We start from the raw sequence: 14109 nt of genomic DNA, 5'->3' as shown, positions 1-14109 counted from the left end.
CTCAGACCTCCGTCCGCAGCAGGCGCAGGTACACGACCGAGAACAGCGAGCCGATCACCAACAGCAGCAACGCCACCGCCGTGCCGTAGCCGATCAGACTGTTCTGGAAGGCCTGCTCGTACATGAACAGCGGCAGCGTCTGGCTCTTGCCGCTGGGCCCACCCCGCGTCATCACCCAGATCAGCCCGAAGACCGACAGCGTCTGGAGGGTGTTCAGCATGAGGTTGGTGCCGATGGAGCGGCGGATCATCGGCAGCGTGATGTGCCACATCCGGCGCCAGCCGCTCGCCCCGTCCACCTCGGCGGCCTCGGTGACCTCCTTGGGGATCTCGCTCAGCGCGGCCGAGTACACCAGCATCGAGAAGGCCGTGCCCCGCCACACGTTGGCGAAGGACACCGCCAGGATCGGCAGCGTGAACAGCCAGTTCTGGGAGGGCAGATGGAGCCAGTCGAGGATGGCGTTGAGGGTGCCCTCGCGGCGGAAGAAGGCGTAGAGCAGGAAGCCCGCCACCACCTCCGGCAGCACCCACGCCGTGACGACGATGCCGCCGGTGAGCGTACGCACCGGCTTCGACGCCCGCCGCATCAGCGAGGCCAGCGCCAGGCCCAGCGTGTTCTGCCCGATCAGCGAGGACAGCACCGTGAACACCAGGGTCAGCCAGACGGCGTTCAGGAACGCCTCGTCCTGGAACGCCCGCCGGAAGTTCTCCAGGCCGACGAAGGACTCCTCGGCCTGCCCGGTGAGCTGGAGGTCGGTGAAGGCGATGACGACGCAGTACGCGATCGGTCCGGCGAGGAAGAGCAGCAGCAGGACGACGGCGGGGGAGACGGGCAGGGCGCGCCACAGGGAGCGGCGCGCGGTGGCGGCGGTCACTTGCGGACCACCTGGTCGTCGGTGGCCTCCTTGAGCGCCTCGTCGTAGCCGCGAGCCGCCTCCTCGACCGACTTGTCGCCGGTCGTCACGCCCTCCATCGCCTCCTGGATGGCGACGGACACCTTCGGGTACGCCGGGTAGGCGGGCCGGTAGTGGGTGTGCTCGACGAGGTCGGTGAAGAACTCGATGCCGGGCTGGGCGTCGACGTACGCCGGATCGTCCGCGACGTCCTCGCGGACCGCGATGCCCGAGTTGGCGACGTACCACTTCTGGGCATTGGCCCTGGTCTGCATCGTCTTGACGAACTCGAAGGCCAGGTCGGGGTTGGCCGCCTTGGCCGGGATCGACCACGTCCAGCCGCCGGACATGCTCACCTTGCCGGGAGCCTGGCCGTTCTGCGTCGGCATGGCCGCGAGCCCCAGCTCCTTCGACCACTCGGGCCACTCGTGCCCGCTGCCCTCCAGCCAGTCCTGCGGCAGCCAGGAGCCGTCCAGGGCGATGCCCAGCTTGCCCTGCGGCAGCAGCTCGCCACGCACCTTCGTGCCGAAGTTGGGGTCGAGCGCGTCGGAGACCTCCGGGCCGAGCTTCTCCTTGTAGACCGTCTCGACGAAGGCGAGGGAGTCCTTGAACCCCTGCCCCGCCGCGATCCACTTCTTGCTGCCCTTGTCGTACAGCGGGTCCGTTCTCCCGTCGTTCGTGCCGTACAGCAGCATCTGGAAGCCCTGCATGGTGGCCGCCTCGCCGGCGGGCTTGCCCGTGTACACGTTGAGCGGTGTGACGCCGGGGACCTTCTCCTTGATGGCGCGGGCGGCGTCGAGGACCTCGTCCCAGGTCCTCGGCTGCCAGTCGGCGGGCAGACCGGCCTTGGCGAACACGTCCTTGCTGAACCACAGGCCCCGGGTGTCCGTCCCGTCCGGGACGCCGTACGTCTTGCCGTCCTCGCCCTTCGCCGCCGCCTTCGCGGTGTCGATGAACCGGTCCCAGTCCTTCCACTTCGCCAGGTACTCGTCGAGGGGCTTCAAGTACCCGCTGGTGATGTCGGAGTTGATGAGGAAGGTGTCCTCGTAGACCAGGTCCGGCGCGGTCTTGGGGGAGCGGAGCATCTGCTGGAGCTTGGTGTAGTACTCCGAGTCCGGCGCCTTGATCGGCACCAGCTCGACCTTCTTTCCCGGGTTCGCCTTCTCGAACTGCTCCTTGATGCCGGCGAGATAGGTGTCCATCACCTTGATGGAGTTGTCCGTCGACTGCTTGAAGGAGACCTTCACCGTGTCCGGATCGCCGCCGGAACCGCTTGAGCAGGCGGTGAGGGCGGTGGAGGCGAGCGCGGTGAGGGTGAACAGGGCGGTGATCCGGACGGACCGGACGGACCGGACGGTGGGACGCACGGGCAAGACCTCCTACGGGCACGACGCTGTGGCCGGGACGGCTGCTCGGCGAACGTAAGAGGAGTGGTCTAGTCAGGTCAATGCGTGTGCGGTGGACAACTCGTGCTCACCGCCCCCGCTCGGGCTCCCGCACCCACCGGTACACCAACTCGGGCCGCCCCACTTGCCCGTACTGCGGCCGGCGTCCGGCCCGGCCCGCGGCCACCAGGTGCTCCAGGTACCGCCGGGCCGTGATGCGCGATATGCCGACGGCCTCGGCCACACCGGCGGCGGTGAGGCCCTGTGCCGAGGCGCGCAAGGCGTCCGTCACCCGCTCCAGCGTCGGCCCGCTCAGCCCCTTGGGCAGGGCGGCCGGGCCGGGTGCCCGGAGGGTGGCCAGGGCGCGGTCCACCTCGTCCTGGCCGCTGGCCTCCCCTACGGCGTTCCGGAACTCCGCGTACCGCACGAGCCGGTCGCGCAGGGTGGCGAAGGTGAACGGCTTCAGCACGTACTGGACGACGCCCAGGGACACGCCCTCCCGGACGACCGCCAGGTCCCGGGCCGACGTCACCGCTATCACGTCGGTGTGGTGCCCCGCCGCCCGCAGTGAGCGCGCGAGCTGCAGTCCGTGCACGTCCGGCAGGTGCAGGTCGAGCAGGAGCAGGTCCACCGGCGTACGGTCCAGCACGCGCCGAGCCTCCGCGCCCGTGTGCGCCTTGCCGACGGCCGTGAACCCCGGCACCCGGCCGACGTACATCACGTGCGCGTCGGCGGCGACGGGGTCGTCCTCGACGACCAGGACGCGGATGGGCTGCTCGGCGGTGCTCATACGGCACCCCCGGCGTCCGGTCCGCCGGCCGGGGCGCCCGGGACCCGCGGTGCCGGGGCGCCCCCGTCCGGGAGGCCGCCCTCGGAGCCGGGCCGCGACCCGCCCCGGGAGCCGCCCCCGGTACGGTCCAGCGGCAGCCGGGTCTCGAAGCAGGCGCCGCCGCCCTCGGCCTCCGTGACGGTCAGCGTGCCGCCGTGCCGCCGCACCGCCTGCCGGACCAGCGCCAGCCCGAGCCCCCGCCCGGCCTCGTCGGACGGCTTGGTCGAGAAGCCCCGCTCGAAGACCAGGTCGGCATGGGCGGGATCGACCCCGGCACCGGTGTCCGAGACCCGCAGCACCAGCTCGGAGCCGCCCCCGGCCGCCTCCGTGTACGCCGACACCGTCACCCGCGACGGGACCGCGCCCTGGGCGGCGTCCACCGCGTTGTCGACCAGGTTGCCCAGGATCGTGACCAGGTCCCGGGCGGGCAGGGACGGGGGCAGCAGGCCGTCGTCCAGGCGGCTGTCCCGTGACATCACCAGCTCCACCCCCCGCTCGTTGGCCTGCGCCGTCTTGCCCAGCAGCAGGGCGGCCAGCACCGGCTCGCCGACCGCGGCCACCACCTGGTCGGTGACCGCCTGCGCCAGCTCCAGCTCGGCGGTCGCGAACTCCACGGCCTCCTCCACCCGCCCCAGCTCGATCAGCGAGACGACCGTGTGCAGCCGGTTGGCGGCCTCGTGCGCCTGCGACCGCAGGGCCTGGCTGAAGCCGCGCTCGGAGTTCAGCTCGCCGGTCAGCGACTGCAACTCGGTCACGTCCCGCAACGTCACCACCGTGCCCCGGCGCTCACCGCCGGAGACCGGCGAGGTGTTCACCACCAGCACCCGCCGGTCGGTCAGGTGCACCTCGTCCACCCGCGGCTCCGACGCCAGCAGCGCCCCCGTCAGCCGCGCCGGCAGCCCCAGCTCCGCGACCGAGGCGCCCACCACGTCACCGCCCACGCCGAGCAGCTCCCGTCCGCCGTCGTTGATCAGCGCGACACGGTACTGCCCGTCCAGCATCAGCAGCCCCTCCCGTACGGCGTGCAGCGCGGCCTGATGGTAGTCGTGCATCCGGCTCAGCTCGTCCGCGTTCATGCCGTGCGTGTGCCGGCGCAGCCGCGCGTTGATCACGTACGTGCCGACCGCGCCGAGCAGCAGCGCCCCGGCCGCGACCCCGAGCAGCGCCGTGAGCTGCTCCCGCGCCCGCTTGCTGATCTCCTCCACCTTGATGCCGGCGCTGACCAGGCCGACGATCCGCTCGCCGTCCCGTACCGGTGTGACCGCCCGGACCGAGGGACCGAGCGTGCCCGTGTACGTCTCGGTGAAGGTCTCCCCGCGCCGCGCGCGCTCGATGTGCCCGCGGAAGGGGTGGCCGATCTGCCTCGGGTCGGGGTGGGTCCAGCGGGTCCCCTCCGGATCCATGATCGTCACGAAGTCCACGTCGGTGTCCCGCATGACCCGCACCGCGTACGGCTGGAGCCGCGCCGTCGGGTCCGGGGCGGCGATGGCCGCCGGCACGGACGGCGAGTCGGCTATCGCGAGCGCGACGGCCCTGGCCTGCCGCCCGGCCGCGTCCTGCGCCTGCCCCCGGTCGCTGATGTACGTGAACAGCGCGTACCCGGCGACCACGACCGCGATCAGCACGGCCTGCATGGCGAAGAGCTGACCGGCCAGGCTGCGGGGTCCGGGAACGCGGAGGAGCATGCCGCCAGTCTCTCTCCTGGCCGATTGTGAACTAAATGAACGCAAGGGTGACCGCGCTCACAGGCCGGGAGATAGTCACCCCATCCCCGAACACACCCCCGGACGTGAGCCGCACGCCGGTGATGCCGACGACGTCGTCAAGGAGGGCCGCCGTGACCAGCGAAGCCGCTACGGCACCTGCCGCACCCAAAGCCAAGCGCGACCGCACGCACTATCTCTACATCGCCGTGATCATCGCGGTCGCCCTCGGTATCGCCGTCGGTCTGATCGCCCCCGACTTCGCGACCGAGCTGAAGCCGCTGGGCACCGGCTTCGTGAACCTGATCAAGATGATGATCTCGCCGATCATCTTCTGCACGATCGTGCTGGGCATCGGCTCCGTGCGCAAGGCGGCCAAGGTCGGCGCGGTCGGCGGCATCGCGCTGGGCTACTTCCTGGTGATGTCGCTGGTGGCCCTGGCCATCGGCCTGGTCGTCGGCAACATCCTCGACCCGGGCACCGGCCTCGCGGTCACCGACGCCGTCAAGGAGACCGGCCAGGCTCAGGTCGACGCGGAGGCCAAGGGCACGACCGAGTTCCTGCTCGGCATCATCCCGACGACGATCGTCTCGGCGTTCACCTCGGGCGAGGTCCTCCAGACCCTGCTGGTCGCCCTGCTCTGCGGCTTCGCGCTCCAGGCCATGGGCTCCGCCGGGCAGCCGGTGCTGCGCGGCATCGAGCACATCCAGCGGCTGGTCTTCCGCGTCCTGGCCATGATCATGTGGGCGGCGCCGATCGGTGCCTTCGGTGCCATCGCCGCCGTGACCGGCTCGGCCGGCGTCGACGCCCTCAAGAGCCTGGCCGTCCTGATGCTCGGCTTCTACGTCACCTGCTTCCTGTTCGTCTTCCTGGTGCTGGGCGCGCTGCTGCGGTTCGTCGCCGGCGTCAACGTCCTCTCGCTCTTCAAGTACCTGGGCCGCGAGTTCCTGCTGATCCTGTCCACCTCCTCCTCGGAGTCGGCGCTGCCGCGCCTCATCGCGAAGATGGAGCACCTGGGCGTCAGCAAGCCGGTGGTCGGCATCACCGTCCCGACCGGCTACTCCTTCAACCTCGACGGCACCATGATCTACATGACCATGGCCTCGCTGTTCATCGCCGACGCCATGGGCACGCCGATGTCGATCGGCGAGCAGATCCCGCTGCTGCTGTTCCTGCTGGTCGCCTCGAAGGGCGCCGCCGGTGTCTCCGGTGCCGGTCTGGCGACGCTGGCCGGCGGTCTCCAGTCGCACAAGCCGGCCCTGGTGGACGGCATCGGCCTGATCGTCGGCATCGACCGCTTCATGAGCGAGGCCCGCGCCCTCACCAACTTCGCGGGCAACGCCGTCGCCACCGTGCTGATCGGCACCTGGACCAAGGAGATCGACCGGGGCCGGGTGGACGAGGTGCTCGCCGGCCGGGCCCCGTTCGACGAGAAGACCCTGCTGGACGACGGCTCCGACGCCGGGGACGACGCGGCCGGGCTGCCCGAGCAGGGCGGCGGCGAGAAGGAGCTGGCCCGGGCCTGACGCCCACGCGGCACCCCGTACCCCGGGCGGCTGAGGTGCTCCCCCCGTTGCTCAGCCGCCCGGCCCCACGCCCCACGCCCCGCGCCTTCCGGCGCGGGGCGTTCCGGCTTCTTGCCTTGACGCCCGCGTCAAGGCTTACGTTCGTCCGCATGCGAATCGGCGAGCTGGCAGCACGGGCCGGGACCACCACGCGGACGCTGCGGTACTACGAGTCGCGGGGGCTGCTGCCCGCGCGGCGCGCCGGCAACGGCTACCGGACGTACGACGAGGACGACCTGAAGCTGCTGCGGCAGATCAGGACGCTCCAGGACTTCGGGTTCGACCTGGAGGAGACGCGCCCCTTCGTGGAGTGCCTGCGCGCCGGGCACCCCGAGGGCGACGCGTGCCCGGCGTCCCTGGTGGTCTACCGGCGCAAGCTGGCGGAGCTGGACGCGCTGATCGAGCAGCTCACGTCGGTGCGGGCGCAGGTGGGCGCGCAGCTGGCGCGGGCCGAGGCGGCGGTTCCGGGGGGCCCGGAGCCCAAGTGCGAACTGGGAGGACACGCATGACGAGCAGCGGGGTGCCCGAGGTGACGGACGCGGATTTCGCGGCGGAGGTGATCGGGGCGGAGCTGCCCGTGCTGGTGGAGTTCACCGCGGACTGGTGCCCGCCGTGCCGGCAGATGGCCCCGGTGCTCAGCGCCCTGGCCGAGGAGGAGGGGGACCGCCTGCGGGTGGTGCAGCTGAACGTCGACCGGAATCCGGTGACCACGAACGCGTACAAGGTGCTGTCGATGCCGACGTTCATGGTGTTCCGCGACGGTGAGCCGGTGAGGTCGATGGTGGGCGCGCGGCCGAAGCGGCGTCTGCTGGAGGAGCTGTCCGACGTCGTCTGACCGGCCCGGAACACGGAAAATCCCCCGAGCAATTGCGCCCGGGGGATTTCTTTGCGTATATTCATTGATTCGTGACTTCGATGGAAGAAGCCGCGAAAGAAGTTCAGTGAGCACAGTATATCCGGGCGGGAGTGGAATTGTCAAACAGCGAATTTCCGGACGATGAATTGCGGCACGAGCAGGAATTCGTCGACGGACTGTACGCGCGTGTGGACGCGCTGCGCGGTGACACCGAGGACTCGGTCACCCACGCGCTGGCGCAGGGCAACACCCCCATGCAGGCCCGGCTGGAGCGGGACATCCTGGTCGCGGAGCGCTCCGGGCTGCTCGCCGCGCTCAACGCGGTGGACGGCTCCCTCTGCTTCGGCCGGATCGACCTCACCTCCGGTGCCGGCCACCACATCGGCCGCATCGGGCTGCGGGCCGACGACGCCGAACGCACCCCGGTCCTGATCGACTGGCGGGCCGACGTCGCCCGGCCCTTCTACCTGGCCACCGGCCACACCCCGATGGGCCTGCGCCGCCGACGGCACATCGCGAGCGAGGGCCGCACGGTCACCGCCCTGCACGACGAGATCCTCGACCTCGGCGACGAGACCCGCACCGGCCACGAGGACCCGTCCGGCGACGCCGTGCTGCTCGCCGCGCTGAACTCCGCGCGCACCGGCCGCATGGGCGACATCGTGCAGACCATCCAGGCCGACCAGGACCGCATCATCCGCGCCCCGCACCGGGGCGTCCTGGTCGTCGAGGGCGGCCCCGGCACCGGCAAGACCGCCGTCGCGCTGCACCGCGCCGCCTACCTCCTCTACGAGCACCGCGAGCTGCTCGCCAAGCGCGCCGTCCTCATCGTCGGCCCGAACCCCGCCTTCCTCGGCTACATCGGCGAGGTGCTGCCCTCGCTCGGCGAGACCGGCGTGCTCCTCGCCACCGTCGGCGAGCTGTTCCCCGGCGTGAAGGCCACCGGGACGGACACGCCCGAGGCGGCGGCCGTGAAGGGCCGGGCCGACATGGCCGACGTGCTGGCCGAGGTGGTCCGGGCCCGGCAGGCGCTGCCCGACCCGGTCATCGCGATCGAGCACGACCGCGAGATCCTCATGCTCGACGACGACCTGGTCAACGTCGCCCGCGAGCGCACCCGCGCCGCGAAACTGCCGCACAACGCGGCCCGCGAGCACTTCGAGGGCCACATCCTCAACACCCTCACCGACATGGTCGCCGAGCGCATCGGCACCGACCCCTACGACGGCTCCAACCTCCTCGACCCCAGCGACATCACCCAGATCCGCGACGAACTCGCCGAGAACCCCGAGGTCTGGGCGGCCGTCGACCAGCTGTGGCCCCGCCTCACCCCGCAGCGCCTGGTCGCCGACTTCCTCGCCGCCCCCGAGGACTTCCTGCCCGCCGAGGACGCCGCCGTCGTCCGCCGCCCGGTCACCCGGCGCTGGACCGTCGCCGACGTGCCCCTGCTGGACGAGGCCGCCGAACTGCTCGGGGAGGACGACCGGATCGCCCGCTCCCGCGCCGAACGCGAACGGCAGCGGCAGATCGCCTACGCGCAGGGCGTGCTGGACGTGTCGTACGCGTCCCGGACCTACGAGTTCGAGGACAAGGACGAGGAGGAGGCGGAGGTCTTGTCGGCGCACGACATCATCGACGCCGAGCGGTTCGCCGAACGCCACGAGGAGGACGACCACCGCAGCGCCGCCGAGCGCGCCGCGGCCGACCGCACCTGGGCGTTCGGGCACATCATCGTGGACGAGGCGCAGGAGCTGTCCCCGATGGCCTGGCGGCTGCTGATGCGCCGCTGCCCGACCCGCTCCATGACCCTGGTCGGCGACCCGGCGCAGACCGCGGAGGCGGCCGGTGTCGGCTCCTGGTCGAAGATCCTCGCCCCCTATGTCGAGGACCGCTGGGAGCACACCCGCCTGGGCGTCAACTACCGCACCCCGGCCGAGATCATGGACGTGGCGGCGGCCGTGGTCCGCGCCGAGGACCCGTCCTTCGCCCCGCCGAGTTCGGTACGGTCCACCGGCGTACGGCCCTGGATCCGCGCGGTCGACGACCTCCCGTCGGCCGTCGCCGAGGCGGCCCGGGAGCTGACCCCCGAGGAGGGCCGCCTCGCCGTCATCGCCCCGCGCGAGCTGCACCGGGCCCTCGCCGCCCGGCTGGACGGCGTGACGGCGGGCGCCGAACCCGACCTGACCCACACGGTGGTCCTCCTGGACCCGCGTCAGTCCAAGGGCCTGGAGTTCGACTCCGTCCTGGTCGTCGAACCCGGCCGCTACGGCACCAGCGACCTGTACGTGGCCCTCACCCGGGCCACCCAGCGGCTCGGCGTCCTGCACACCGAGCCGCTGCCGAAGGGACTGGCCGACGCCTCCTGACCGCCGGGCCGGGCCCGCTCAGGCCGGCCGCAGCCACACCGTCGCCAGGGGCGGCAGGGTCAGCCGGACGCTCGCCGGGCGGCCGTGCCATCCCTGGGGTTCGGGCTTGACCGGGTCGGGGTTGCCCACGCCGCCGCCGCCGTACCGCGCGGCGTCGGTGTTGAGCACCTCGTGCCAGGCGGGGACGTCGTCCGGGACGCCGAGCCGGTAGTCGGCGCGCACGACCGGGGCGAAGTTCGACACCGCGAGCAGCGGGGTGCCGTCGGCGTCCAGGCGCAGGAACGCGAGGACGTTGTCCTCGGCGGCGTCCCCCACCACCCACGAGAAACCGGAGGGGTGGACGTCGCACCGCCACAGCGCGGGCGTGTCCCGGTACACGGTGTTCAGGTCCCGGACCAGGTCCAGGACGCCCCGGTGGTCCGCCGCCGCCCCGTACTCCGGGTCGAGCAGCCACCAGTCCGGGCCGCGCGCCTCGGACCACTCGGCGCCCTGCGCGAACTCCTGCCCCATGAACAGCAGCTGCTTGCCCGGGTGGGCCCACATGAAGCCCAGGTAGGCCCGCAGGTCGGCGCGCTGCTGCCACCAGTCGCCCGGCATCTTCGACACCAGCGACTTCTTGCCGTGCACCACCTCGTCGTGCGATATCGGCAGCACGTAGTTCTCGCTGTACGCGTAGACCATCGAGAAGGTCATCTCGCCGTGGTGGTACTTGCGGTGCACCGGCTCGTGGCTCATGTACTGGAGCGAGTCGTGCATCCAGCCCATGTTCCACTTCAGCCCGAACCCGAGCCCGCCGAAGCCGCTCGGCCCCTGGTGGTGCGTGGCCCGCGTGACCCCGTCCCAGGCCGTCGACTCCTCCGCGACGGTCACGACCCCCGGCACCCGCCGGTACAGCGTCGCGTTCATCTCCTGGAGGAACGCCACCGCGTCCAGGTTCTCCCGCCCGCCGTGCTCGTTCGGCGTCCACTGGCCCGGCTCGCGCGAGTAGTCCAGGTAGAGCATCGAGGCGACGGCGTCGACCCGCAGCCCGTCGATGTGGAACTCCTCGCACCAGTACACGGCGTTGGCGACCAGGAAGTTGCGCACCTCGCGCCGCCCGAAGTCGAACTCCAGCGTGCCCCAGTCCGGATGCGCCGCCCGCAGCGGGTCGGAGTGCTCGTACAGCGGGCGCCCGTCGAACTCGGCCAGCGCCCAGTCGTCGCGCGGGAAGTGCGCCGGCACCCAGTCCATGAGGACGCCGATCCCGGCCTGGTGCAGCCTGTCCACCAGGTACTTGAAGTCGTCCGGGTCGCCGAGGCGGGCCGTGGGGGCGTAGAAGCCGGTGACCTGGTAGCCCCAGGAGCCGCCGAAGGGGTGCTCGGCGACCGGCATCAGCTCGACGTGCGTGAAGCCCAGGTCGGCGACGTACGCCGGGAGCTGCTCGGCCAGTTCCCGGTAGGTCAGCCCCGGGCGCCAGGACGGCAGGTGCACCTCGTACACCGACATCGCGGCCTCGTGCGCGGGCGCGTCCGCGCGGCGGGCCAGCCACTCCTCGTCGCCCCACGTGTAGGCGGAGGTGTGCACGACGGACGAGGTGGCCGGCGGCACCTCCGTACGGCGGGCCAGCGGGTCCGCGCGGAACGTGCGCGAGCCGTCGGGCCGGGTGATCTCGAACTTGTACAGCTCGCCCGGGCCGACCCCGGGCAGGAACAGCTCCCACACGCCGGTGCCGCCCAGTGAGCGCATCGGGTGCCCGGTGCCGTCCCAGAAGTTGAAGCCGCCGGCCACCCGGACCCCGCGCGCGTTCGGCGCCCACACGGTGAAGCGGGTGCCGAGGACGCCCTCGTACGTCGCCGGGTGCGCGCCGAGCGCCTGCCAGAGCTGCTCGTGCCGTCCCTCGCCGATCAGGTGCAGGTCCAGGTCGCCCAGCGTGGGCAGGAAGCGGTAGGGGTCCTCGGTCTCCTGGACCGTCCCCTCGTACGTCACCAGGAGCCGGTGGACGGGCACCTCCTGGAGCGGCAGCAGCCCGGAGAAGAACCCGTCCCCGTCGTCGTGCAGGTCGAGCCGCAGCTCCCCGGACAGGACCGTCACCGCCCGCGCGTACGGCCGGAAGGCCCGGAAGGCGACCCCGCCGGGCACCCGGTGGGCGCCGAGCACGGAGTGGGGGTCGTGGTGCGTGCCGGCGAGCAGCCGCTCCCGGTCGACGGCGTCCATGGCCGGGGAGACGGCGGTCTCGGCCGGCACCACCGCCTTCACGGCCTTCCTGGCGGCCGGCTTCTTCGCCGCCGTCTTCCCGGCCGCTGTCTTCTTCGCCGCCGTCTTCTTCGCTGCCGTCTTCTTCGCGGCGCCCTTGCTCGCGGACGCCTTGCTCGCGGTGGCCTTCTTCGTGGTCGTCTTCTCGGCCACCGCTTTGCGGGTCGGCGCCTTCTTCTTCGCGGCGCTCTTCTCCTCGGCCGTCTTCTCCTCGGCCGTCTTCTTCGGGTCGGGACCGCTGGACGAGGGGCGGGGGGTCACGGGCGGAGCCTCCTGGGCGAGGTGCTGGACGAGGTGGGGTCGGAAGAGGGCGTCATGCCGGATCGGGGGTGGCCAGGCGGCGCACCGCGGACAGGGGCACCGCGAGCCAGTCGGGGCGGTGCCGGGCCTCGTACACGACCTCGTAGACCGCCTTGTCCGTCTCGAGGGCGCGCAGCATCACCGGATCGGTGCGCGGATCGTGTCCGGCGGCCTCCGCGTACCCGGTGCAGTACGCGGCCCGGCACGCCTCGGCCCAGCCCGGCACCGGGGCGTCGGCCGCGTGCGCGGCGTAGTCGAAGGAGCGCAGCATCCCGGCGACGTCCCGCAGCGGCGGCTGCGGCAGGCGCCGTTCGGCCAGCGGCCTCGCCGGCTCCCCCTCGAAGTCGATCAGCGACCAGGCACCGGAGGGCGAGCGCAGGCACTGGCCGAGGTGGAGGTCGCCGTGGACGCGCTGGGCCGTCCAGGTGCGGCCGTCGGCGGCCAGGTCGGCCAGCGCCGTGAACGCCGTGCGCAGGGCGGGGGCGTACGGCCTGAGCAGGGGTACCGCCTGGGCGGCCGCCGCCAGCCGTTCGGTCATGGCGTCGGCGAGCTGACGCACCTGGCCCTGGCCGAGGGTGACGGTCGGCAGCGCGCGGGCCAGCGCGGTGTGCACCTCGGCGGTGGCCCGCCCCAGCGCCCGCGCCTCGGCCCCGAAGTCCTCCCCCTTGGCCAGCTCGCGCAGGGCCAGCTCCCAGCCGTCGGTGGCACCCTGCATGTAGGGCTGGAGCACGCCCAGCACCCAGGAGCGGCCGGCCAGGTCCGCCACCATCCATCCGGCGGGTGCGGGCACCCGGGGGCAGCCCTCGCGGGCCAGCGCCAGCGGCAGCTCCAGGTCGGGGTTGACGCCGGGCACGATCCGGCGCAGCAGCTTGAGAATGAACGTATCTCCGTACACGACCGACGAGTTGGACTGCTCGGCCGTCATCAGCCGGGGCACCAGCCCGGGGCGTATCTCCTGGTCCCCCTCCCGCTCGAAGCGGAGCCCGCCGATGCGCGCCCGGGTGCGCAGGGCCTCCAGGAGCACTTCGGCGGGCCGGGTGTCGTGCAGGGCGTCATAGGCGGTGCGGCCGGCCAGTGGGCCCTCGGTGACATGTCCGACGAGCGCGGGCGCCAGCCGGGGCGGCAGCGCCTCGCGCGTGCCTATGAGGAGCTGGTAGCAGTCGCCGGGCTCCTCGGGCGCGCCCGGGGCGAGCTGCTGGTGGGCCCGCACCAGGACGTGGTGCAGTCCGATGCGGGCGTCGGCCGGGAGCAGCTCGGTGGCGGCGACCAGCGAGAACCCGGTGACCGGACGCCCCTTGCCCGCGAACCACCGCTGCCGCGGCAGCCAGTCCCGCAGCAGTGGATCGAGTGACGCAAGCAGGCCTGGCGGGTTCGTGACGGTGCGTGTGACGGCTTCCGGCATGGCGACGCGTCCTTTCCCCGGGTGGTCGGGGTGTTACTGATGCGTGCCCCGGGCGGGGCGGTGAAAACCGCCCCGCGCCGGGGATCGGGCCCCTGTGGCTCAGAGGGCGTCTAGACGGCGTCCTTGCGGAGCCGGAACCAGTAGAAGCCGTGCCCCCCGAGGGTCAGCAGGTACGGCAGTTCGCCGACCGCCGGGAAGCGGACTCCGCCGAACAGCTCCACCGGATGGCGTCCGGCGAAGGCGCTCAGGTCCAGTTCGGTGGGCTGCGCGAACCGCGAGAAGTTGTGCACGCACAGCACCAGGTCGTCCTCGTACTCCCGCAGGAAGGCCAGGACCGCGGGGTTGGAGGAGGGCAGTTCGGTGTACGAGCCCAGGCCGAAGGCCACGTTCTGCTTGCGGATCTCGATCATGCGCCGGGTCCAGTGCAGCAGGGAGGACGGCGAGGCCATGGACGCCTCGACGTTCGTGACCTGGTAGCCGTAGACCGGGTCCATGATCGTGGGCAGGAACAGGCGCCCCGGGTCGGACGACGAGAAGCCCGCGTTGCGGTCCGGCGTCCACTGCATCGGCGTGCGCACG

Annotated in this window: 11 protein-coding genes; 4 read left to right on the top strand and 7 right to left on the bottom strand. The window is 72.1% G+C overall.

The features are described 5' to 3' along the window. Position 1 precedes the first annotated feature (1 nt). The 4 genes from ACFIF2_RS15355 to ACFIF2_RS15340 all read right to left on the bottom strand — a co-directional run bounded on the left by ACFIF2_RS15355 (position 2) and on the right by ACFIF2_RS15340 (position 4791). On the bottom strand, positions 2–874 hold the full coding sequence (locus tag ACFIF2_RS15355; protein WP_395573196.1) for a carbohydrate ABC transporter permease: 873 nt from the start codon (positions 872–874) through the stop codon (positions 2–4). Then, positions 871–2265: an extracellular solute-binding protein gene (locus ACFIF2_RS15350; RefSeq protein WP_395573195.1), complete on the bottom strand. Its 1395-nt coding sequence runs from the start codon at positions 2263–2265 to the stop codon at positions 871–873. Before ACFIF2_RS15350 ends, ACFIF2_RS15355 begins: the two co-directional genes overlap by 4 nt. A 100-nt stretch (positions 2266–2365) precedes the next feature. Next, positions 2366–3067 carry a response regulator gene (locus ACFIF2_RS15345; protein WP_395573194.1) on the bottom strand — a complete coding sequence of 234 codons (702 nt, stop codon included), beginning with the start codon at positions 3065–3067 and terminating at the stop codon, positions 2366–2368. Further along, positions 3064–4791, bottom strand: a complete 1728-nt coding sequence (locus ACFIF2_RS15340) for an ATP-binding protein (protein ID WP_395573193.1) — start codon at positions 4789–4791, stop codon at positions 3064–3066. Before ACFIF2_RS15340 ends, ACFIF2_RS15345 begins: the two co-directional genes overlap by 4 nt. A 152-nt stretch (positions 4792–4943) precedes the next feature. On the opposite strand from ACFIF2_RS15340, the gene ACFIF2_RS15335 reads away from it, so the two are divergent. From ACFIF2_RS15335 to ACFIF2_RS15320, 4 genes are all read left to right on the top strand, one after another. Continuing rightward, a complete protein-coding gene (locus ACFIF2_RS15335; protein ID WP_395573192.1) occupies positions 4944–6335 on the top strand; it encodes a cation:dicarboxylate symporter family transporter in 1392 nt (463 codons plus the stop codon). Positions 6336–6484: 149 nt separating this feature from the next. Further along, positions 6485–6883, top strand: coding sequence for a MerR family transcriptional regulator (locus ACFIF2_RS15330; protein WP_395573191.1), 399 nt, complete (start codon positions 6485–6487; stop codon positions 6881–6883). An 11-nt stretch (positions 6884–6894) separates the two neighbouring features. Then, on the top strand, positions 6895–7209 hold the full coding sequence (locus tag ACFIF2_RS15325) for a thioredoxin family protein (RefSeq protein WP_395573382.1): 315 nt from the start codon (positions 6895–6897) through the stop codon (positions 7207–7209). A gap of 167 nt (positions 7210–7376) precedes the next feature. Next, the gene (locus ACFIF2_RS15320) at positions 7377–9596 is read left to right on the top strand and encodes a HelD family protein (protein ID WP_395573381.1); all 2220 of its coding nucleotides are present in this window, start codon (positions 7377–7379) and stop codon (positions 9594–9596) included. 18 nt (positions 9597–9614) lie between these two features. Here the strand turns inward: ACFIF2_RS15320 and glgB are convergent, their stop codons facing one another. From glgB to ACFIF2_RS15305, 3 genes are all read right to left on the bottom strand, one after another. Continuing rightward, positions 9615–12089 (bottom strand): 1,4-alpha-glucan branching enzyme, encoded by a 2475-nt coding sequence (gene glgB / locus ACFIF2_RS15315; RefSeq protein ID WP_395573190.1) that lies wholly within the window; start codon positions 12087–12089, stop codon positions 9615–9617. A 52-nt stretch (positions 12090–12141) separates the two neighbouring features. Beyond that, the gene (locus ACFIF2_RS15310; protein WP_395573189.1) at positions 12142–13530 is read right to left on the bottom strand and encodes a phosphotransferase; all 1389 of its coding nucleotides are present in this window, start codon (positions 13528–13530) and stop codon (positions 12142–12144) included. A 110-nt stretch (positions 13531–13640) separates the two neighbouring features. Beyond that, the coding region (locus ACFIF2_RS15305) for an alpha-glucosidase C-terminal domain-containing protein (protein WP_395573188.1) at positions 13641–14109 on the bottom strand (469 nt) is incomplete at its 5' end.

Origin of the sequence: Streptomyces sp. BK79 (assembly GCF_044142145.1) — a bacterium.
In the GTDB taxonomy this organism is placed as follows: domain Bacteria; phylum Actinomycetota; class Actinomycetes; order Streptomycetales; family Streptomycetaceae; genus Streptomyces.
This window is presented reverse-complemented; position numbering and strand designations above follow the sequence as displayed.

Bases quoted from the DNA above. Each gene is read 5' to 3' on its own strand.
- ACFIF2_RS15345 (WP_395573194.1), bottom strand. From the start codon at position 3,067: ATGAGCACCGCCGAGCAGCCCATCCGCGTCCTGGTCGTCGAGGACGAC.
- ACFIF2_RS15340 (WP_395573193.1), bottom strand. From the start codon at position 4,791: ATGCTCCTCCGCGTTCCCGGACCCCGCAGCCTGGCCGGTCAGCTCTTC.
- ACFIF2_RS15330 (WP_395573191.1), top strand. From the start codon at position 6,485: ATGCGAATCGGCGAGCTGGCAGCACGGGCCGGGACCACCACGCGGACG.
- ACFIF2_RS15310 (WP_395573189.1), bottom strand. From the start codon at position 13,530: ATGCCGGAAGCCGTCACACGCACCGTCACGAACCCGCCAGGCCTGCTT.